The 19,364-nt window shown below is 39.6% G+C and carries 14 protein-coding genes; 11 read left to right on the forward strand and 3 right to left on the reverse strand.

Annotation, left to right across the window (positions count from 1 at the left end; all coding sequences use genetic code 11):
- Positions 1-52 precede the first annotated feature (52 nt).
- From bioF to HCR01_RS17160, 4 genes are all read left to right on the forward strand, one after another.
- Positions 53-1,228, forward strand: coding sequence for an 8-amino-7-oxononanoate synthase (gene bioF / locus HCR01_RS17145; protein ID WP_193197345.1), 1,176 nt, complete (start codon positions 53-55; stop codon positions 1,226-1,228).
- A gap of 198 nt (positions 1,229-1,426) precedes the next feature.
- The gene (locus HCR01_RS17150; protein ID WP_193197346.1) at positions 1,427-1,708 is read left to right on the forward strand and encodes a hypothetical protein; all 282 of its coding nucleotides are present in this window, start codon (positions 1,427-1,429) and stop codon (positions 1,706-1,708) included.
- A gap of 89 nt (positions 1,709-1,797) precedes the next feature.
- The gene (locus tag HCR01_RS17155) at positions 1,798-3,990 is read left to right on the forward strand and encodes a CHASE2 domain-containing protein (protein ID WP_193197347.1); all 2,193 of its coding nucleotides are present in this window, start codon (positions 1,798-1,800) and stop codon (positions 3,988-3,990) included.
- A gap of 516 nt (positions 3,991-4,506) precedes the next feature.
- Complete coding sequence (locus tag HCR01_RS17160; protein WP_193197348.1) at positions 4,507-4,833, forward strand: YdhR family protein; 327 nt, start codon at positions 4,507-4,509, stop codon at positions 4,831-4,833.
- Positions 4,834-5,029: 196 nt separating this feature from the next.
- Here HCR01_RS17160 and HCR01_RS17165 read toward each other — a convergent pair whose 3' ends face one another.
- Complete coding sequence (locus HCR01_RS17165; RefSeq protein ID WP_193197349.1) at positions 5,030-7,348, reverse strand: alpha-glucosidase; 2,319 nt, start codon at positions 7,346-7,348, stop codon at positions 5,030-5,032.
- A 55-nt stretch (positions 7,349-7,403) separates the two neighbouring features.
- Here HCR01_RS17165 and HCR01_RS40020 point away from each other — a divergent pair, with 55 nt between their 5' ends.
- The 7 genes from HCR01_RS40020 (at position 7,404) to HCR01_RS17195 (ending at position 16,466) form a co-directional block, all read left to right on the forward strand.
- Complete coding sequence (locus HCR01_RS40020) at positions 7,404-7,538, forward strand: hypothetical protein (RefSeq protein WP_264299915.1); 135 nt, start codon at positions 7,404-7,406, stop codon at positions 7,536-7,538.
- Between the two features lie 393 nt (positions 7,539-7,931).
- Positions 7,932-8,330: a hypothetical protein gene (locus HCR01_RS17170; RefSeq protein ID WP_193197350.1), complete on the forward strand. Its 399-nt coding sequence runs from the start codon at positions 7,932-7,934 to the stop codon at positions 8,328-8,330.
- Positions 8,331-9,337: 1,007 nt separating this feature from the next.
- Positions 9,338-11,443, forward strand: coding sequence for a patatin-like phospholipase family protein (locus HCR01_RS17175; protein WP_193197351.1), 2,106 nt, complete (start codon positions 9,338-9,340; stop codon positions 11,441-11,443).
- A 196-nt stretch (positions 11,444-11,639) separates the two neighbouring features.
- The gene (locus HCR01_RS17180) at positions 11,640-12,035 is read left to right on the forward strand and encodes a hypothetical protein (RefSeq protein WP_193197352.1); all 396 of its coding nucleotides are present in this window, start codon (positions 11,640-11,642) and stop codon (positions 12,033-12,035) included.
- Positions 12,036-12,292: 257 nt separating this feature from the next.
- On the forward strand, positions 12,293-14,308 hold the full coding sequence (locus HCR01_RS17185) for an ABC transporter ATP-binding protein/permease (RefSeq protein WP_193197353.1): 2,016 nt from the start codon (positions 12,293-12,295) through the stop codon (positions 14,306-14,308).
- Positions 14,309-14,338: 30 nt separating this feature from the next.
- Positions 14,339-16,030, forward strand: coding sequence for a GUN4 domain-containing protein (locus HCR01_RS17190; protein ID WP_193197354.1), 1,692 nt, complete (start codon positions 14,339-14,341; stop codon positions 16,028-16,030).
- Between the two features lie 25 nt (positions 16,031-16,055).
- Entirely contained in the window at positions 16,056-16,466 is a 411-nt protein-coding gene (locus tag HCR01_RS17195; protein WP_193197355.1) for a hypothetical protein, read from the forward strand.
- A gap of 32 nt (positions 16,467-16,498) precedes the next feature.
- Here the strand turns inward: HCR01_RS17195 and HCR01_RS17200 are convergent, their stop codons facing one another.
- Positions 16,499-17,899: an MFS transporter gene (locus HCR01_RS17200; RefSeq protein ID WP_226889401.1), complete on the reverse strand. Its 1,401-nt coding sequence runs from the start codon at positions 17,897-17,899 to the stop codon at positions 16,499-16,501.
- A gap of 23 nt (positions 17,900-17,922) precedes the next feature.
- Positions 17,923-19,170 (reverse strand): glycosyltransferase family 4 protein, encoded by a 1,248-nt coding sequence (locus HCR01_RS17205; RefSeq protein WP_226889402.1) that lies wholly within the window; start codon positions 19,168-19,170, stop codon positions 17,923-17,925.
- Positions 19,171-19,364 lie beyond the last annotated feature (194 nt).

The raw sequence follows: 19,364 nt of genomic DNA on the forward strand, positions 1-19,364 counted from the left end.
GTATTTTATTATATTCTTCCCCTGCTCCTCTGCCCCTCCGCCCCTCCGCCCCATGCCCACTAACCCTTACACTTGGCTAGAGGAATCTCTGGCAACTATTCATCGAGCCGACTGGTATCGCTCAGTACAGGCAATCCACGGGCTTCCTGGTGCAACCGTGGTTTTGTCGGGGCAACAGGTGATTAATTTTGCTAGTAATGACTATTTGGGACTGGCTGGGGATGAGCGCTTGATAGCGGCAGCAATTGCTGCTATCGAAGAATTTGGTACTGGTAGCACTGGTTCTAGATTACTGAGTGGGCATCGAGAATTACACAGGGAGTTAGAGGAGGCGATCGCATCTACCAAACAAACAGAAGATGCTCTGGTATTTAGTTCCGGGTATTTAGCAAATTTGGGTGCGATCGCTGCTTTAGTGGGTAAACGGGATTTAATTTTATCTGACCAGTACAATCATTCCAGTCTGAAAAATGGGGCGATTCTCAGCGGTGCAGCGATTGTGGAATATCCCCATTGTGACATTGCAGAACTCAAAACCCAGTTGAGTCAGCAACGACAAAACTATCGACGCTGTTTGATTCTTACTGATAGTGTGTTCAGCATGGATGGCGATTTATGTCCTTTGCCAGAACTATTGGATCTAGCTGATGAGTTTAACTGTATGCTGCTAGTCGATGAAGCTCATGCTACTGGGGTACTGGGAAAAACAGGTGCGGGGTGTGTTGAACATTTTGGGTGTACAGGAAGGCAGTTAATTCAAATTGGTACTTTGAGTAAAGCCTTGGGTAGCTTAGGGGGATATGTGGCAGGAAGTAGCACCTTGATTGACTTTTTGCGGAATCGCGCACCGAGTTGGATTTACACCACTGGGCTTTCGCCTGCTGATACGGCAGCAGCGTTAGCTGCAATCAAAATAGTGCAACAAGAACCACAACGCCGTGTTCAATTATGGCGAAATATAAATTACTTGAAAAAGTTAATGCAACAGCATTTACCTAACCTAAAATTATTACCTTCAGAATCATCTATATTATGTTTTCAATTACACAGCACCACAGATGCACTGAAAGCTGGAAAGCAATTAAGAGATGCTGGCATTTTTGCCCCAGCAATTCGTCCTCCCACAGTGCCAACAAGTCGAATTAGAATATCTGTGATGGCAACCCATGAAGCAGCGCATCTTGAGAAATTGGTAGCAGTTTTGAACGGTAATAGACCTCTTGCATAAATATTTATTTGCCTCACGCAGAGGCGCAGCGGAAAGTCTGAGCGCCGGCTTCCGGCGAACAGAACTTTTCAAGACAGAGACACAGAGAAAGAGCCTAAAAACAGGACTTTTGCGAGAAGTCTACTGTTGTGTTCCACATTTAAGTATCATGCAAGCTATTTACCTTAGTATTATAGATTCAATATAGGAGATGAAGACATGAGGGTTTGGCTTGCCTGCTTTTTGGTGTTGTTTGCCTTAGCAGAACTGTTTGACTGGTTGCAAGAATTTAATCTGCCATTACCCATCTATATTTTAGGTGGGGCTTTTTTAGCCGTTGCTTCTAACTACGATCAGATTATTGGCTCCTATTTCGTTGATACAAGTATCCAAGCATCACCTGAACAACCCCATTTAGTACCAACTCAATCCACCGATCCTATTTCCTTCGCAATTGCTAGTCCTGTTGAAGATGTTCAAGCATCGGAAACAAATGATTAAAGGCATTGACAAGCCAAGCCTCGAATCAACAAGTAAGTTGCTAAATTAAATTAGAGCATTTACCCAATTCAGGCTAGCGCCGCAACGCTGTGATTAGTGGACTATTAGAAAAACTCCGTACCGCGTTTATCAAAGATAAGGGTTCTCATGAAACGTCCCTTAGCAACAGTTGGCTGCAAATTATTCTGGTTACGAGTGTAGGAGTCACCGCCTTGATCTGGGGAGTTCGTGAACTCAGATGGTTGCAGCCTTGGGAGTTAAGAGCTTATGACGAGATGTTGCGATCGCGTCCCGCAAAAGCACACGACCAGCGGATTTTGCTGGTAAAAATTACTGAAGAGGATCTAGAACGAGAAAAATGGACTATCTCAGACTATACAATCAATCAGCTATTAAAAAAACTAAAGTCGTATCAACCGCGTGTCATTGGTTTATATCTTTTCCGTCCAGATCAGAAAAATTTAGCGGCTAATCTTAAAAATAAAGTTAACATTATCAATACCTGTTTATTTAGTAGCAAAGGTAGATATGAAATTCCGCCACCGCCCAATTTCCCTATAGATAATGTAGGCTTTAGTGATGTAATTACCGACAATGAGAACGATCAAATTCTCCGCCGTAGTTTATTATTTGCTAACTCTACAGATCAAAAATGTACAACTTCATTTTCATTTGGTTCACTAATTGCTATTAATTATCTGGATAAACAAGGCATTAAATATAACTTCACTCAAGAAGGAAATTTTCAGTTAGGTAAAACCATCTTTCCCCGCCTAGAAGCTAATTCTGGTAGCTATCAACATCTAGATGCAGCTGGCTATCAAATATTGTTAAATTACCGTCATCCCGATCGCCTCGCCGACCAAGTAACCCTCACGCAAGTCCTAGACAATCAAGTAAACCCTAGTTTGGTCAAAGACCGTCTTGTAATTATCGGCACTACGGTCGCTAGTCTTCCTCCAGCTGGTTTTTATACACCCTACAGCACTTTGCCAGACCAGCCAGCAAGAATGCCTGCTTTATTTATTCATGCACAGATAGCTAGTCAACTCATCAGTACAGTGCTGGATAAGCGACCTCTAATTTGGTACTGGCCCGACTGGGCCGAACTTCTTTGGGTGTGGGGTTGGTCATTGCTGGGTAGTGCTTTAGCATGGCGATGGCAACATCCTCTGTTACTGCTGATGGTGGGAGGTGCAACGTTAATTGTTTTGGTGGGAATCTGCGTTAGCTTGTTCTTCCAAGCCGGATGGATACCGATTATTCCGCCTGCGATCGCCTTGGCAATGAGTAGTATTAGTGTTATGGCTTATACTAACTACCGAACTCAGCAGCAAACTCAGGTGATTATTCTGCAAGTTGAAAAACAACAAGAAGCGATCGCCCAATTAAATCTTCTTTTAGAAGACAAAACAGCAATTCCCGACCCACTTGACTTGATTCCCCAACTTGATACACCAGAAAAAACCGCTGGTGATTTCCTTTTAAGCGGACGCTATAAAATTTCTAAAATTCTTGGTGCAGGTGGATTTGGTCGCGTTTATTTAGCAAAAGATCATCAGCGTCCAGGTAATCCTACTTGTGTAATTAAAAAGTTAATGCCAGCTCGCCAGGATACAAAATTTTTGCAAGTCGCTCGCAGATTATTTAATACTGAAGCTGAAATTTTAGAAGTTTTAGGCAGACATGATCAGATTCCAGAACTGCTTGCCTATTTTGAAGATAATCAAGAATTCTATTTAGTTGAAGAATATATTCAGGGACATACCCTGAGTGAAGAATTACCACCTGTACAGGACGTAAAGAATGAATTATTTGTTATTGATATGCTCATAGGAGTTTTAGAAATTCTAGCATTTATTCACCAGCATCGTGTGATTCATCGGGATATCAAGCCGACTAATATTATTAGACGCACTCAAGATAATCGGCTAGTACTAATTGATTTTGGTGCAGTTAAATTGATGCAACCGCCGAGTGAGCAAACAGAATTAGCAACAGTAGCCATCGGGACGCGGGGTTATACGCCACCAGAACAATTTGCCGGACATCCACGCTTGTGCAGTGATATTTACGCTTTAGGAATGATTGGCATTCAAGCAATTACTGGGATACCGCCGCAGGAACTCCAGCCAGATCCAGAAACAGGTAATGTGATGTGGAGACAAGCACAAATTAGCGAAGAATTAGCGGCAATTTTAGATAAGATGGTTTGCTACCATTTTAGCGATCGCTATCAATCAGCCACCGCAGTTCTACAAGATTTAAAACGTATTACATAATGAGAATTCTCGGTCGAGGAGCAGTACAAAGACAGGCAATTGATGAATTAGAAGCGCTATCATCAAATCACCCATTCCGCAGAGCAACGCTAGAATTGCTCTATAACTTGCGACAAAATTTGAGAGTAAATCAGAATTCTGAAGAGGATCATAGGGAGTTAATTATGCGACTATAACCACTTTATCAACAAGATAAGCAACAAGCAAAACTAGAAGGAATCAAGCAAGGGGAACGTCTTGTTGTTGAAAACTTACTACAAGTTCGCTTTGGTTCATTAGACAACGAGCTTCAAGCAATTATTGAACCACTATTAGCTTTACCACCAGAAGAATTTACCCTATTACTTATGCAGTTATCACGGGAATAATTAATTACTAGGTTTAGCAGATCTGCTTGATATTTAATTTATTTATTAGTGCAAATCAGTAAAGAATTAGTGCTGATTTTAGATAAGATGGTTTGCTACTATTTTAGCGATCACTATCAATCAGCCACCTTTTACAATAGGATCAAAAATGTCAGCAAGTAAAGTATTTTTATACGCCGAGTATCAAGTTTCCATTCCTTTTAGTCAAATTGATTGGAAATCAATCAATGTAGAAATGAAAAAACTTCCAGGATTGAAATCCAAAACTTGGTTAAGTGCTTTGAATACTAATACTGTTGGTGGTTTTTATGAATTTGATTCTGTAGAGAATGCACAAAATTATATTGATGGCATATTGATTCCATTTGCTAAACAAGTTAATGGAAATCTCAGTGTGAAGCTTTTTAATGGTGACATAACTGAAGAAGCTAGTAGAGGTATGGATTCTCCTTTTTACTCGGCAGATTCTAAATGATTTTCCGTCCCATGCATTAATTTCAGAGAGTCAGGATGAACTATGGCTAAGTAGGTAGGCGTAATTAAATGTAAGCTAAAACTTTTGTTCGTAGTGAGCGATTTATCGCTCTATATAAGGTTATCAAAGGCTAGAGCCGCTTACTACTAACTCTGATTTAATTAAGTTCTTCTACTTGAAAGCTCCCCCATCAACTTTATCGCTCAGGCGATAGATTGAGTAGACTTTTAGCTTTGAGAGCCTTCAAGACTAATTCAGATGCTTTGGATCCCTGCCGATAAAATACAGCAGGTTGTCCGAGTGGAGCAGGCACTTTTTGCAGTATACCTGTTTTCAGATTGTAGGTCTTGCCACTCCACAAATGAACCCACTCGCCAGCTGGAAAATATACGTTTGTGCTGTTTTTACCTGGCTTTAGCACTGGTGCTACTAAAAATTCACTCCCCAGCAAAAACTGAGCTTCTAGTTTGTAAACATTAGGATCATTAGGGTAATGAAGAACAAGATGTCGAACAAGGGGATATCCTTTTGTAGCTGCTTCTACCATCAACTGCTGGCGATACTCAGCTAGTGCTGCATAGACTTTCGCCCAATAACTGAAAGTTGCCAGGGTGTCTTTGTCTGTATAAAATTGAACGTTCTTCTCTGGCTGATTGCCTTCGTGTGTGCGGAATACTGGCGTGAAAGCGTTCATTTCCATCCACCGATAGAGCAGTTCACGCGATCGCCTAAATCCTATACCTAAAGCTTCTAGAATTGGGTTAGCAATACTTGTATACCCACCAATATCACTATGGTTGATACTGAACCCAGATATACCACCACTAATTGCCCCTTTGAGCGCACTCGCTATCCCATCATTTAGACCCCAAGAAGTATTCTGATCTCCTAACCACATACCTGTACTGTGAGATGGAGTTTGCAAAAATCCGGCTCGATTAAAGAACCAAACATCACCTTCACGACCTGCTTCTTGAATAGCTTCCCGATTAACTGTTACCCAATCAACCGGATATTGGTTGTGATAAAGTAGTCCAGCTTCATGGGCATACACTCCATCAAACGGCGCTGCTTCCCCAAAGTCAGTCATCCAGAATTTAGCGCCTTTGCCTATCACTTCGTTCTTGAGAACACTTTTAAACCATTTACGCGCATCTGGGTTAGTCAGATCTAGCAAAGCTGCGGAGAAGTCAGTGCTTTTAATTAAATATGGTTGGGCGTCTTGAGTTTTGACTACAAAGCCTTGTTGTATGGCTTCTCTATAGAGATTACGCTGTGCTTGGTTTGGCTGGTGTGGGCGCTCAACCAGGAAAGGGTTGACATATACCCCAACCGAAATTTCTGCTTCTGCCAGGTCAGTTACCAACTGCTGCCAACCTGGATAAGTGCTTTCATCAAGTTGCCAATTCCACCACAACTGTTTTCCCGCTATTGTGCGGCGTTGACCGACCCAATCCTGAAGCCAAAATCCCGCAATGGGGGTGTCGAGGTCGCGCAACTGCGACCATACTTGCCGGACTAACTCCGTACCTCCTTGCATACCTACGATCGCCCCGCTATTTAGCCAATCGGGAAGTGCTGGCATCCGTCCCACATAGTTGGTATAAAGTTCAATAATGTCTAGAGGTGTATCGCCGCAAAGCATTCGCCCCTGCATACAACTCGATGAAACCCGTATAGTTGCAATATATGGATCGCGTAAGTTGAAAATTGAGGGTTCAGTGTTAGTCAGAAATATTGATCGCCCCTTATTAGTTAAAAAGTAGGGCATGGGGGCATAACTTGAATATCTATTACCAGATACACCTAGGAGGTTGAGAGTTTTCGGGCCGCGATCGCCACGGCCAATACCTCCCTCTTCGCAGACAATCGGTATCCATTGTCCTTTGCAGTCGATGTCAGAAAATTGCTCTCCAAAACCATAAAAGTGTTCGTCTGGAGAAGTTGTAAATTGCAACTGTGTCTGATTGACATTCCCATCGATAATTTGCACTTGAAAATCAAGTTCTTTTGACCCGACAGTTCGCAACATTAAGACATATTTGGGTTTGTTACTGGCAGTTTTACGACCTTGGAGACGACCAGAAATTACCAGAGTATCGTCCTCTTGCTTAATGCTGTCAACAGTTTGATGGGTAAAGTCTGCATGTTTGTGTTCGTCAATTTCTATAGAACCTCGTTCTTCAACGATATTTAGGCGAACATCACCTCCACTGACAAAGCTATAACCAGGAGATGTCTGCCATATTGTTTTTGCTTCGTTACTTTGATGGCTAATCCGCAGACTTGGCTGTTTTGTATCGCTACCTTGCCAATCAATTATAAATTCTCCCAATTTAAAGCTTTGACTGGGTACAGAAGTTGAAATTTTACCAAGGGGAATCAACTTCCAACGGCTCAGCTTTTTAAGTGGTTCAGTTAGGATTCTCAAAAACCGTTTCAGCACCCAACCGCTACAAGCAACGGTGTACTGCGGGTACGTCACCGAGTACGAAGATTGCCAAGGAGTTTTCATGAATTTTGGAAATTAAAACTAAATTTTATTTGATATTACCAAGCTGTGCCAACAATTGAATGCAGATTTAACTGGACTGTCAAAAGTACCAAAATACTTTGAAAGACTGGAAGTAAAAAACAGCGATCGCACTCTTGACCAGGTACGCGATCGCTTCAGTAATTTTTCCTCATGCCCCACAGGGACATAATTATAGGACTTACGCACTGGAGCCTGAAACCCTGATCCCCCCTAACCCCCCTTTTTAAGGGGGGAACGTGTAAAGCCCCCTTTCTAAGGGGGTTGGGGGATCTGAGTGCGTAAGTTCTGAATTACTTGCGATTCTGAATGTGTCAAAAATGCTTAAAATTCCTTACTCCTCATATCTTTGGATGGATTTTGTCTAAAACAATCCTGAATATCATGGATGGAAGCTTTTACATCCTTAAGATAGTCTCATTTGGGAAGATGCATATCCAGAACCTTGAAAGCTAGAAACAAAGAGCATTTTGAGAGCCAAAGCTACTCATCGCATTTAGGCGATCGCAGCTCTGAAAATTCCTTAGCAGACAAAAAACCTTTTTTGGCACAGTGAAACCCTTTTATGCCTAAATATTGTCGTGACCAAGCCAGAGATGAACTTTGGTTAATGATGGGAGGTGGAGCAACAGCAGGATTTATTGGTGGGGTTCCTGCGATCGGCGCGTTAACCTTTCATACTAGTTTAGCTGGTGTACAGGCAGCTGTAGTAACTCGAATTGCTCAAGTTTACGATCTGAATTCAATACCTGCTGGTGGTGCAGGAGCAATAGCCGCAGCAATCACAGCAATGGGCGGAGGACAATTACTTTTCAGGATAGGGGGTACCATAGCAGGATTTTTTCCTGGCATTGGCCAAGTTGTTCAACCTGCAATTGGAGCTGTTGCGGTTAAGGCATTAGGCGAAGTTGCTATTGCCTACTTTGAAAATATGTATCCTAACAAAATTTACAGTCAAGACTAGGATTAACCATACTTCAGTGCTCAAGCGCGGTAGCGGGGCCTAGCTAGTCCTGAGTTAGGAAAAGGTACTCAGTACTGGTGTATTTGGTACATACCCAGTCTAAAATTGCTCACAAAAGCTGAAAACAGAAGGGTCAAAAACTGTCAAAATATTTGTTGCAAAAGGATCTTAGCAGTTCTAAGTCCCATTAGGAGTAAATTCTAGCTTAACTGTAAAGAAGTTACAGTTAGTAATTATTATTTATTAACTGCTTTAAATATTTTAATTATTTGCTTAAGTGTCTTAAGTGTCTTAACTATTTACTTAATTGTTTGCTTAAGTGTCTTAAGTGTCTTAACTGTCTAACTAACTATTTGCTTAAATGTCTTAAATGTCTTAACTGTCACCTGATTATTTACTTATATTGTCTCACCTGCTATTGCATTTTCTTGATAAAGCTGAGATTATTTGGAAGCTTAGGTTAAGCATGTTACTCTAAACAAGTAAGTTTATTTAATCAGATAGTTCATCTTTTACTTCAATGGATCTATTTTCATCATAATTTGCTAAAAGTTATCTTGAAATAGATTTATAGGCTATAAAATGACTATTTATAAATCAATTAATATTGAATATAAAAAGTATAATTAAGTTTTGGATTCAATTAAAACTTTATTCTCTGCACCAGGTCAAATAAAATTGTCAATTTAATAATGATTGGGTATTCAATAAACTTAAGCTATGAAATCAATCTATTAATTAATGATAATTGTTATGAAAAAATGTTGATTGTATTAAGGATAAAAGCTTCGTATTGCTGCTAAGATTTGATTGAAAATTATAATGAAAACTTAATCCAGGGATATTTAATATAGTTTATAAATTGCAATAATAGGATTTACATAAATTTTATTCTCAGTAGATATTGAAGTAGGACAAACGAGTCATGTAACTATTAAAACTTCTCAAACATCTTTAAATTTATTAATTACGAACTACAAATTATCTTATTTGGAGAATAAAATGTTGTGACAGAGGTATATAGCCAATCAGTTCTGACATTTGATGGTCAGGATGATTACATAGATTTTGGCAGGAATGATTTTGGTGGTGTTTTTGCTGAGGGGAGTTCAGCCTTTACGATTTCAGGATGGATTAATCCTCGTGAGCTAACAAATAAAGCCAGTAGTTATGGGACGCGCAATGTTTTTTTTGCCCGTTCTTCAGAACGATACAGTGATAATTTTGAGTTTGGCATCAGTGAAGAAGGAAATTTAGATGTATACATCGATGACAAGGTTAACAAGGTTATTAAAACCTTTGGCAATGGAGAATTAACTGTTGGACAATGGCACTTCTTTGCGATCGTTTTTAATCGAGGTCAACTGACTATATATCTTGACGAGCATGAGTATGCTGGCTCTTTTACAGGTGACTCCTTAAACAAAGCAACTAGTCCTGTAACTCTTGGCGCAACTTTACACAACAACATATATTTCACAGGACAATTAGCCAGTATCAGTGTTTGGAATTTACCCTGTTCCCAAGCGGAAATCCAAATGCATGGCGCTCAGCCTCTAATCGGGAATGAACAAGGACTAGTAGCTTACTGGACATTAAGCGACGGACAAGGAGCAACTGTCCAAGACCAAACTATCCAAGCCCATAATGGAACCTTGCATGGCAATCCTAGTTGGGATTTGGCGCAGCTTCCATTTACGATACGCCAAGCGCCAAGCCTCCAGCTGATCGCCCAATCATCCAATGAGGGCGACAGACAAGACCAGATAACAAGCAGTTCCGGGGAGATACCTCCGCAAGAAACTGCGGTGCTGGCGGAGGATTTACCGACTCAGGCGACCACTGCTTTGACGTTAGTGACAGAAGAACGTCAGCCAAAAGGAAAGAAAGGGACAAGGATAAACAGCGAAAAAGCTGCCAACATCCAAACTCCTCAGCCAACCCAGGTAGGGAAAGCTAAAACAGCCCAAACTAAGCAACGCGAAGTTCCAGCCAATAGCCAACAACAACAATCAGAAACATTCACTCAGGAGCGATCAAAAAAAACTATGAATACCACAGCCAATCCCAAATATAAAATACTTTCCATTGATGGAGGCGGTATTCGGGGCATTATCCCGGCACTGATACTAGCAGAAATTGAAAAGCGCACACAAAAGCCGATTTCTAGTTTGTTCGATTTAATTGCTGGCACATCAACCGGAGGAATTCTGGCACTTGGACTAACTAAACCCCATTTAGATTTAAATGTATCTGATGGCTCACCGATCGCTGAATATAGTGCTGAGCAACTCGCCGAGCTATATGTTGAATATGGGGCTGAGATCTTTTACGAGCCATTTTTAGAACACATGCTAGGGCCCCTAGAAGATATGTTTGCCCAGCCAAAATATGCTTCTGACGGCAGAGAGGAAATTATGAGGAAATATTTTGGTAATGCTCCTCTGGAAAAGAATCTTAAAGAAGTTTTCGTGACTAGCTACGATATTGAGCAGAGAATTCCCATATTCTTTACAAACAAAATTGAAAAACAGCAGACAGAATCTAAAAAGTTTCGCAAGTTAAGTGTAGGCTTTACGCTCACAGATGCGGCAATGGCAACTAGTGCCACTCCGACTTATTTTCCTCCCTATCGCGTTGCTACTTCCCATAACCCCAACGGCTTCTATACTTTAGTCGATGGAGGATTGATCGCTAATAATCCAGCTAATTTGGCGATTATGGAAGCGAAAATTAGTAAACAGGAAAAAAGACCAGTCCTACATACAGATGATATGTTGGTCGTTTCCTTGGGTACGGGTTCCCTCACGAGTGTCTATACTTATAACGAAGTCAAAAATTGGGGACTGTTGCAATGGGGAAGACCGCTTTTAAATATTGTGATGGACGGTGGTAGTGAAGTAGTAGCCGGAGAATTAGAACGATTATTTGAGCCTGGTGATAAAGAAATTAAAGGTTCTTATTATCGGTTTCAAACATTTCTAACGGGTGATTTGGAAGCAATAGATAATGTCAAGTCGGAAAATATTCGTCATTTAAAAGCCCTAGCTCATCGACTGATTACAGAAAGAAGTCAACAAATCGATGAGTTGTGTAGTATTTTGTCCAACTAAATTTTACAACAGGACGCAGTTGTGATCTAACGGGCCAAAACTATTTGGCCTCTCCAAGAACGGTGGCTATCTTAGATGTAAAAGGAAAAATTAGTCACTATCTCGATTAAGCACTAAGCTATCAAATAAGGGTGAATAGATACTAGTACCCTTAATAAAGATTTAACCAAAATTACAAAGATTGTAGGTAATTACCATGGATGAAGTCGTCAAAAAAATCGCTGCTCTGGGTCTTCCTGGCATACTTCTTGTGATTGCAATCTCTGCATCAGGGATGGTAGGTGGCTCCGCCGTTATAGCTGCTCTGGCGGGATTGGGAGGCCCATTTGGCATCATCGGAGGTTTGGGCGTGCTTGGTCTGACAACGCTTGTAGGGGAAGCTTTAGCGGGATATGGAATTGAAGCCGTTCTTAAGAACATCTATACAGAACGTCGTAAAACCGAATCTGTGAGATACCTTCTCAAAGAAATTAAAGATTTACCCATCACAGAGGATCTAAAACTCAAGCTGAAAAATGAACTTAACCCAACAATCACTAATAATTTTGAAGAAGTTCAGCCCCCAAAAACAATTGAAATCACCGAAGAATAATTTCACTGTTACATTCGTTAAAATTCCAGTTTTAATGGCATCAAGTTAAGCGATTCCTTATCCTGTTGAAAGCGCATAGCTTGCTTCCCCGGAAGGGTACGCTAACGCGCCAAATTGCGGTAAAACGAGAAAATGGCCTCTGAGTCCGATTTCACCGGATTAAACCTCAAAGGCCATTATTTAAATATCATGTCTGCTTAAAACTGGCGGGATACTCTTCAAGTTTTGCTGTTACTTTTAAAGTTTATTTCTAGAATATGCCAACCCAAGTTTCTTTCATTCAACCCTTAATGAATGCTTCTTCAGATTTTAATAAATTTTGGGAGAATGTCAAAGCGATCGCAGGGCCTTACTGGTATCCAACAGAGCCAGGAGAAAGAGCATTTTCAGATGTGATTCGCGCCTGGGGGATGCTTGTTCTTCTGATTTTATTAATAATCGCCCTTGTGGGCGTAACTGCCTCCAATACTTTCATTAGTAACCGTTTGGTCAATGTCATCATTGAAGAGAAAGATTATACTAAGTTTCTTGAAACGTTAGGGCTTTACAGCGTTGGTCTGATCAGCGTAACGTTCTTAGTAGGATTTTCTAAATTTGTTAGAAAAAAAATCGCTCTTGATTGGTACAAATGGCTCAATAGCCACATCTTATCAAAATATTTAAGTAATCGTGCTTATTATAGAATCAACTTTAAATCCGATGTTGATAATCCAGATCAACGTCTATCCCAAGAGATTGAACCTGTTACCAGTAATGCTCTGAGTTTTTCAGCTACTTTCTTAGAAAAAGTACTGGAAATGACGACATTTTTAATAATTGTCTGGTCAATTTCCCAACAGATCGCTGTTGTTATGCTTGTTTATACGATCATAGGCAATTTAATTGCTATTTACTTAACTCAAGAATTAAATAAGATTAATCAAGAAGAACTTGAACTTAAAGCTGAGTACAATTATTCTCTAACTCATGTTCGGAATCACGCTGAATCGATAGCTTTTTTTCAGGGAGAAGACCAAGAATCAAATATAATTCAGCGAAGATTTAGTAATGTCCTGAAAAGTGCTGAACGCAAGATTAATTGGGAGAGAGGTAAGGAAATTTTTAACAGAGGATATCAGGCTGTTATCCAAATATTTCCGTTTTTAGTACTTGGGCCTTTATATATTAATGGTGAAATTGATTTCGGACAAGTTGGTCAAGCCAGTTTAGCTACAGGTCTGTTTGCTAATGCTATGGCTGATTTAATCAATGAATTTGGAACTTCAGGGCGATTTTCCAGTTACGTTGAGCGTTTAGCTGAGTTTTCAGATGCCTTAGAAGCTGTTACTAAACAACCCGAAAATGTAAGTATCATTAAAACTATAGAAGAAAACCGTCTTGCTTTTGAGGATGTCACCTTACAAACGCCAGACTATGAGCAGGTAATCGTTGAAGATTTGTCACTATCTGTTCAACCGGGAGAAGGTTTATTAATTGTTGGGCCTAGTGGTCGAGGTAAAAGTTCTCTGCTGAGAGCGATCGCTGGTTTGTGGAATGCGGGTACTGGTCGTCTGGTGCGACCTCCTCTAGAAGAAGTCTTATTCTTACCCCAACGTCCTTATATAATTTTGGGAACTTTACGCGAACAATTACTCTATCCTCAGACAAATCGTCAAATGAGCGACGCAGAACTTGAAGAAATTTTGCGACAAGTTAACTTGCAAAACTTGCTAAGTCGAGTTGATGGCTTTGATACAGAAGTTCCTTGGGAGAATATATTATCGTTAGGAGAACAACAACGTCTTGCTTTTGCAAGACAGTTAGTGACTCGTCCGAGCTTTACTATCTTAGATGAAGCAACGAGTGCTTTAGATTTGAAAAATGAAGGCAATTTATATCAACAATTGCAAGAAACGAAAACAACCTTTCTTAGTGTTGGACATCGAGAGAGTCTATTTAATTATCATCAATGGGTTCTAGAGCTTTCACAAGATTCTAGTTGGCAACTTGTGAGTGTGGAGGATTATCGGTTGCAAAAAGCAAAAGAAATTATTGCTAATACTCCCGAAAATGCTCAAACTACAATCGATATTTTACCCCAGAATGAACCTCAAACTCGACCAGAAATAGACACAATCTCAGGTCTTTCACATAAGGAAATGCAGACGTTAACAGACTCTCCTATTAACACCATCAGAAGTAAGGCTAGTCAAGGCAAATTTATCACTACTAACGATGGCTTGACTTACCGCTACGAAAAAGACCCCAAGGTGTTGAAATGGGTGAGAGTTTAGCGGCTACTCATACTTTTGAGAACCAGTGTCATGCTAACTAAACAGCAAAGACAACTCATTACTTACAAAAAGATTAGGATTTATGAACGAATCTATAAGTTACCTATTTTAAAGAATAATCGGTTAAAAAATCTTCAAAATAAAATTAAAGAGCGTAGAAAATTAATCAAGGAAGGTGTTCGGTATCATCATTATTTGGGAGGAATAATTAAGCGCAAGCTAGAAATTAGTCAAGGAGAAATTTTTAAAGAAATCCAATTATTAATTAGTGACTATGTTTATCTTGTTAATTTCCTAGAAAATTATAAGGATAGTTATCAAAGTTTTTTATTGAAGCTTACGGATGACTTAAAAAAGCTGTTTGTACAGAAATATATTGAAATAAATAGTTTGGATGAAGAGAGGAAAAATCTAGAGATAAAAAATCAAAACAATCCGAAAATTATTGATGAACTAAAACGTGAAAAGCAAGAGAATCTGAAAGCGGTTTTACTGTTGAGCAATGCCTCTTTTTTGATGTTAGAAAAAATAAAACTGCTTAGTGAGGGACTTAAATCACTTACAGAAGATACCAAGACTCAAAAGCAAATTGTTCAGCAAGTAGTTCAAGAGTTACAAATCTATCAAGAAATTTACGAATATCAAAAAAAAGCTTATAGGGTTCGTCAAGAAATAGTAGAAATAGCCCAGACTGCAATCAATTTTGAAAACTATTTACAAGATTACTTTAGTCCCTTTCAATCTTTAATAGATGAGGTAGTAAAAGTAGATGAGAATTTTTACGCAACTGTTGGAGATATTAAAAATTTAGCGGATAATATTTTGAATTCTCAGTCAAATTTATTAATTCCTAAAGAAACTGAAGCAATTTCTGAAACTTTTCTCGATTTTATGGTAGCAAGTTATGAGAAGAAAGAAAGGTTAAAAGATGCTTTTATTAAATCTCAATTATTAGATTGGCAAATCGATAATTTTGATTTGACAGATAATTGTGTATCTTTAGATAAAGATATTGGCTCAATATCCAGTTATATATCTAAGCAACTCACCAATCAAAAAAAAGAATTAGAGTTAGCAGAAGTAAATTTAGTTTCTATAAGTCCTCTCTCTTCTGTTGAAGAAACTGGATTGATGAGCGTAACTAATGACGCTACGTTTACAAAAGAATTTCAGACAAATAAAAATATTAATTATACCCAACTGCGAGATCTACTCGCACAGTACAAGTGGAAAGAAGCTGACATTGAAACCACTAAATTAATGCTGCAAATCATCGGCAAAAGTTATTGGAATGAAGTTTATCAGGAAGATATTAATAACTTTTCTTGTGAAGCTCTTTACACTATTGATCAACTTTGGAGAGAATACAGTCATGGTTATTTCGGCTTTAGTATGCAGCAAAATATTTGGAGCGAAATAGGTGGTCAAGTAGACTACGAAACAGAAAAGAGACTTGGCGATCGCCTTGGTTGGCGAAAAGAGGGAAACTGGTTAGACTACGATCAACTAACTTTTCAATTGTCCCCCACTACACCGATGGGACACCTACCGGCTCAATGGTTGCACTATGACCAAGATACCGCGGAACACCTTTCAATGGGAGCGTGGCGAGTTGGGTCTTGGTTAGTTTGGCAGATGCACTTATTCTTTTCTCGTACCAAAATTTGTCAAGAAACTTTCTCAGACGCTAATAGCACATTTATTAATAATAAGAACAATTAGAACCAAAGCTAATTTGAAGATAAACATGAATAATAGTAAGCATTCTGATATAGAAATAGAAATTTTACTTTTTGGAAAATGGCGTTTTGATAAGCCTGGAGAAAAAATTACTATTCAATTTAAAGATGATATGACCTATGAACAAACCACAATTCAAACATTGATTTTCTCGAAACCTAAAGAACTTCTAATAGGTAATAAATTTACGGGAGTATGGTATGTAAACCAAAAAAAATTGTATTTAAATGTAAAAAGTACTCCAAAATCAGTTTTTAATTTGGAGATTTCGCTAGTTTTTAAAGCCCCTATTGCAGATATGGTAGCTAGTTTAGCTTCTGTGTTTATGCCAGAAAAATATGAAGTTATGAGAATTAATAGTTCTAAATTCCTACTAATGGATCAAGATGAATCCATTATTGGGACAAAAATAAAATAATCATAGACAATTATGATTATGCAACGCTAAATTTAGGATATCAAAGGAACTGCGTCATTATTGCTAGAAGATGTATCAGTAGCGATGTCTGGGTTGGGTATAGCCAACACAACTCCATCAACAACATCGGGTAGTTCATCTTCCACAAGTCGTAAACGGGGAAAAAAGTAAGCAATACAGGTTACTGAAATAGCAAATATTCCCATGATTATAAATAGGAGTCCCATACCGCGACCTTTACCAACACCAATTATTTGTCCGATGCTTCCAGCTAAAAAACCATCAGTAGCCATTAAGGGTTCAAAAACTTCTGCCAAGGGCGCGATCGCAATATAGCCTAGAGGTAGACCTGCGGCTTCGATCGCTCCTTTTATAGAAAAAACTCTACCCTGCACTAATGGTTCTACTTTAGACTGAAAAATAGCTTGCGTTGAACTAGCAATTATTGGTCTTATCAAGAAGAATAAAAAGACGCCAACAATAAAGACAGCAACAGAAGGTTGCAAACCGGCGAGAAGAAGAGACACACCCGTGAGGAGCATACAGCCATATATCATATTCATATTACGCTGTAGACCTCCCCAGATACCAATCAGCAAGCCCCCTACCAAAACAGCAACGCCAAAGAGCGAAAGAATAGTCCCCAAAACTGTTACGGGAGCGAAAGATAACACTAAGGGTATGGTGATCACCTGAACACCTCCTACAAGGAAAATGCTAAAAGCTGAGATGATTAACACTCCTAACAGTCCTGGTCGAGCAACTAAATAGGTCAATCCATAAGTTGTTTCTTTTAGAAAAGAACTTCCCTCTGCAACAACGGGATTGCTGGTTTTAGGGAACCGAAGCAGGAAGAGGATAGCAATACCTAAAAATACGGTGGTTAAGTGAAGCACGATAATTCCTTGGAGAGAAATTATGCCTAGTAGGACACCTCCTAAAGGTGGTGCTACGAGCCGCGCAGTGCCGTTCATAAAACTCAGCATTCCATTCGCCCGCCCAAGGTGCTGTTTTGGTACTAATAAGGTTATGGAAGCGATGAAAGCGGGTATCTGAAAAGCCACGAAGATAGCGCTGAAAGTATTGGCTAAGTAAATATGCCACACTTCCAACCGACCGATGATAAATAAAATACCGATCGCCACTGTTGCCAAAGTTGCAAATAAATCGCTGAGAATCATTGTCCATCTACGATCCCACCGATCCACTAATAAACCAGCTATGGGTGCAAGTAAGATGAGCGGTAAAGTATTTGCAAGGGTAATAAAAGCAAATTGGGTGACAGAACCAGTATGTTCATAAACCCAAACATCTAAAGCAAATGCGGTGATGCTGCTACCAATAGATGCAATGAGCTGTCCTACCCAAACAATAATAAACAGTTTCATCTCACGAAAAATAGTCAGTGGCGTTTTTTCTGTACTTGCCAACATGATTAACTCCTAAATAAAGCTTTTTATAATTGCTGATAGTGGTGTAACAGCTTTTGGGCCTGATAATCCCAAGCAAACTTTTCAACGGCTCGCTGCTGTCCAGCTTCTCTCATTGCAATTCTGAGATTGTCATCTCCAAGCAGCCGCAGAATAGCTTCGGCTAAGGCATCTGCATCCCCGCGTTCTACCAATAACCCTGTTTTCTCATCCTCCACCAGTTCGGGAAAAGCACCCCCACGCGTGGCAATAACAGGTAATCCCATTGACATTGCTTCGACAATCGGCATCCCAAATGCCTCATTCCAGACAGATGGAAAAATAAATATATCTGCTTGCTGATAGTACTCAAATAGCTCGAAGTGCGGAATTTTTCCGAGAAAAAAAACTGAACTAGCTGCGGTAGAAGTAAGTCGATTTTGCAAATGCGATCGATAGCTACCTTGGTAATAAGGACGAAGATTCTGAATTTGAGGGTCTTCTCTATCTAATGTGTACCACGGCACTAGGGCGGTTTCTGAACCAACGAGTTTCAACTGTACTTGGGGATAACGAAACACTACTTTGTTAAAGGCATCAATTAAAACGTGTACGCCTTTTTCCGGTGAAATTCTGCCCACAAAAAGGATTTGTTTAATATCTTTTTTATTAGTTTTTTTATTGTCGTGTTCATTAGAAATAGTAAAGTGATGAATATCTGCGCCGTTGTAGATGGTTTGGCTTTTAACGTGAGGCAAGTATTTACGAACCTGATTTGTCAGGTAATCGCTGCATCCAATTACTAAATCGACTGACTTAAGACACTGTTCAACCATTGCTGGATCGAATAATGGCAGAAAATCGCTATGTATATGTAAGACTATTTTGGCTTGAGGATTATAAGCACGCATGAGCGGAACAAATTGAAAAACAATGTTTATATGAATCACATCACATTGCTGCACTTGAATATCCTGGGCGACTTTTCGGTAAAAGTCGCAGAAAAATAATTTGGATGCATAGAAGGGACGTTTAGGATTTGAGAGGTTCCAGCTATCAAGAAAGTTTAAGGGTTCTAATACTTTATCGAGCCATGAGTCTGGAATTCGGCGATAAGTTATGCCGTCTTCGTAGTATTCCAATTCTTGATGGGAGCCTTTTGAGCCATAAAATAAAACTTCGTGACCAGCACGAGCTAAACGCAGCGCTAAAGCGTATGATACTAGGCGTATTCCTCCAGTTTTGGGTGGCTCGGCTAGGGTGACGGGGTAATCAAAGAAGGCGATTTTCATCATTAATTAGATATACTTTTGGATAAAAGATAAATATAATAGGTTGTTGATTTGGTGTTTGAAAATAAGATTTTTCTCACGCAGAGGAGCCAGTGCGTTGCGCGGGTTCCCCGCGTTGTAGCAACTGGCGTCGCGCAGAGGCGCGGAGAATAACGCAAGAGTTTGTTTACATAATCTGGGTGGAGAGGATATTGATA

Source organism: Nostoc sp. MG11 (genome assembly GCF_014904695.1).
In the GTDB taxonomy this organism is placed as follows: Bacteria; Cyanobacteriota; Cyanobacteriia; order Cyanobacteriales; family Nostocaceae; genus Komarekiella.

What these genes read in the sequence shown, in the direction of transcription:
- bioF (WP_193197345.1), top strand. Translation starts at nt 53, where the DNA reads ATGCCCACTAACCCTTACACTTGGCTAGAGGAATCTCTGGCAACTATT.
- HCR01_RS17150 (WP_193197346.1), top strand. Translation starts at nt 1,427, where the DNA reads ATGAGGGTTTGGCTTGCCTGCTTTTTGGTGTTGTTTGCCTTAGCAGAA.
- HCR01_RS17160 (WP_193197348.1), top strand. Translation starts at nt 4,507, where the DNA reads ATGTCAGCAAGTAAAGTATTTTTATACGCCGAGTATCAAGTTTCCATT.
- HCR01_RS17165 (WP_193197349.1), bottom strand. Translation starts at nt 7,348, where the DNA reads ATGAAAACTCCTTGGCAATCTTCGTACTCGGTGACGTACCCGCAGTAC.
- HCR01_RS17170 (WP_193197350.1), top strand. Translation starts at nt 7,932, where the DNA reads ATGCCTAAATATTGTCGTGACCAAGCCAGAGATGAACTTTGGTTAATG.
- HCR01_RS17180 (WP_193197352.1), top strand. Translation starts at nt 11,640, where the DNA reads ATGGATGAAGTCGTCAAAAAAATCGCTGCTCTGGGTCTTCCTGGCATA.
- HCR01_RS17185 (WP_193197353.1), top strand. Translation starts at nt 12,293, where the DNA reads ATGCCAACCCAAGTTTCTTTCATTCAACCCTTAATGAATGCTTCTTCA.
- HCR01_RS17190 (WP_193197354.1), top strand. Translation starts at nt 14,339, where the DNA reads ATGCTAACTAAACAGCAAAGACAACTCATTACTTACAAAAAGATTAGG.
- HCR01_RS17195 (WP_193197355.1), top strand. Translation starts at nt 16,056, where the DNA reads ATGAATAATAGTAAGCATTCTGATATAGAAATAGAAATTTTACTTTTT.
- HCR01_RS17200 (WP_226889401.1), bottom strand. Translation starts at nt 17,899, where the DNA reads ATGTTGGCAAGTACAGAAAAAACGCCACTGACTATTTTTCGTGAGATG.
- HCR01_RS17205 (WP_226889402.1), bottom strand. Translation starts at nt 19,170, where the DNA reads ATGATGAAAATCGCCTTCTTTGATTACCCCGTCACCCTAGCCGAGCCA.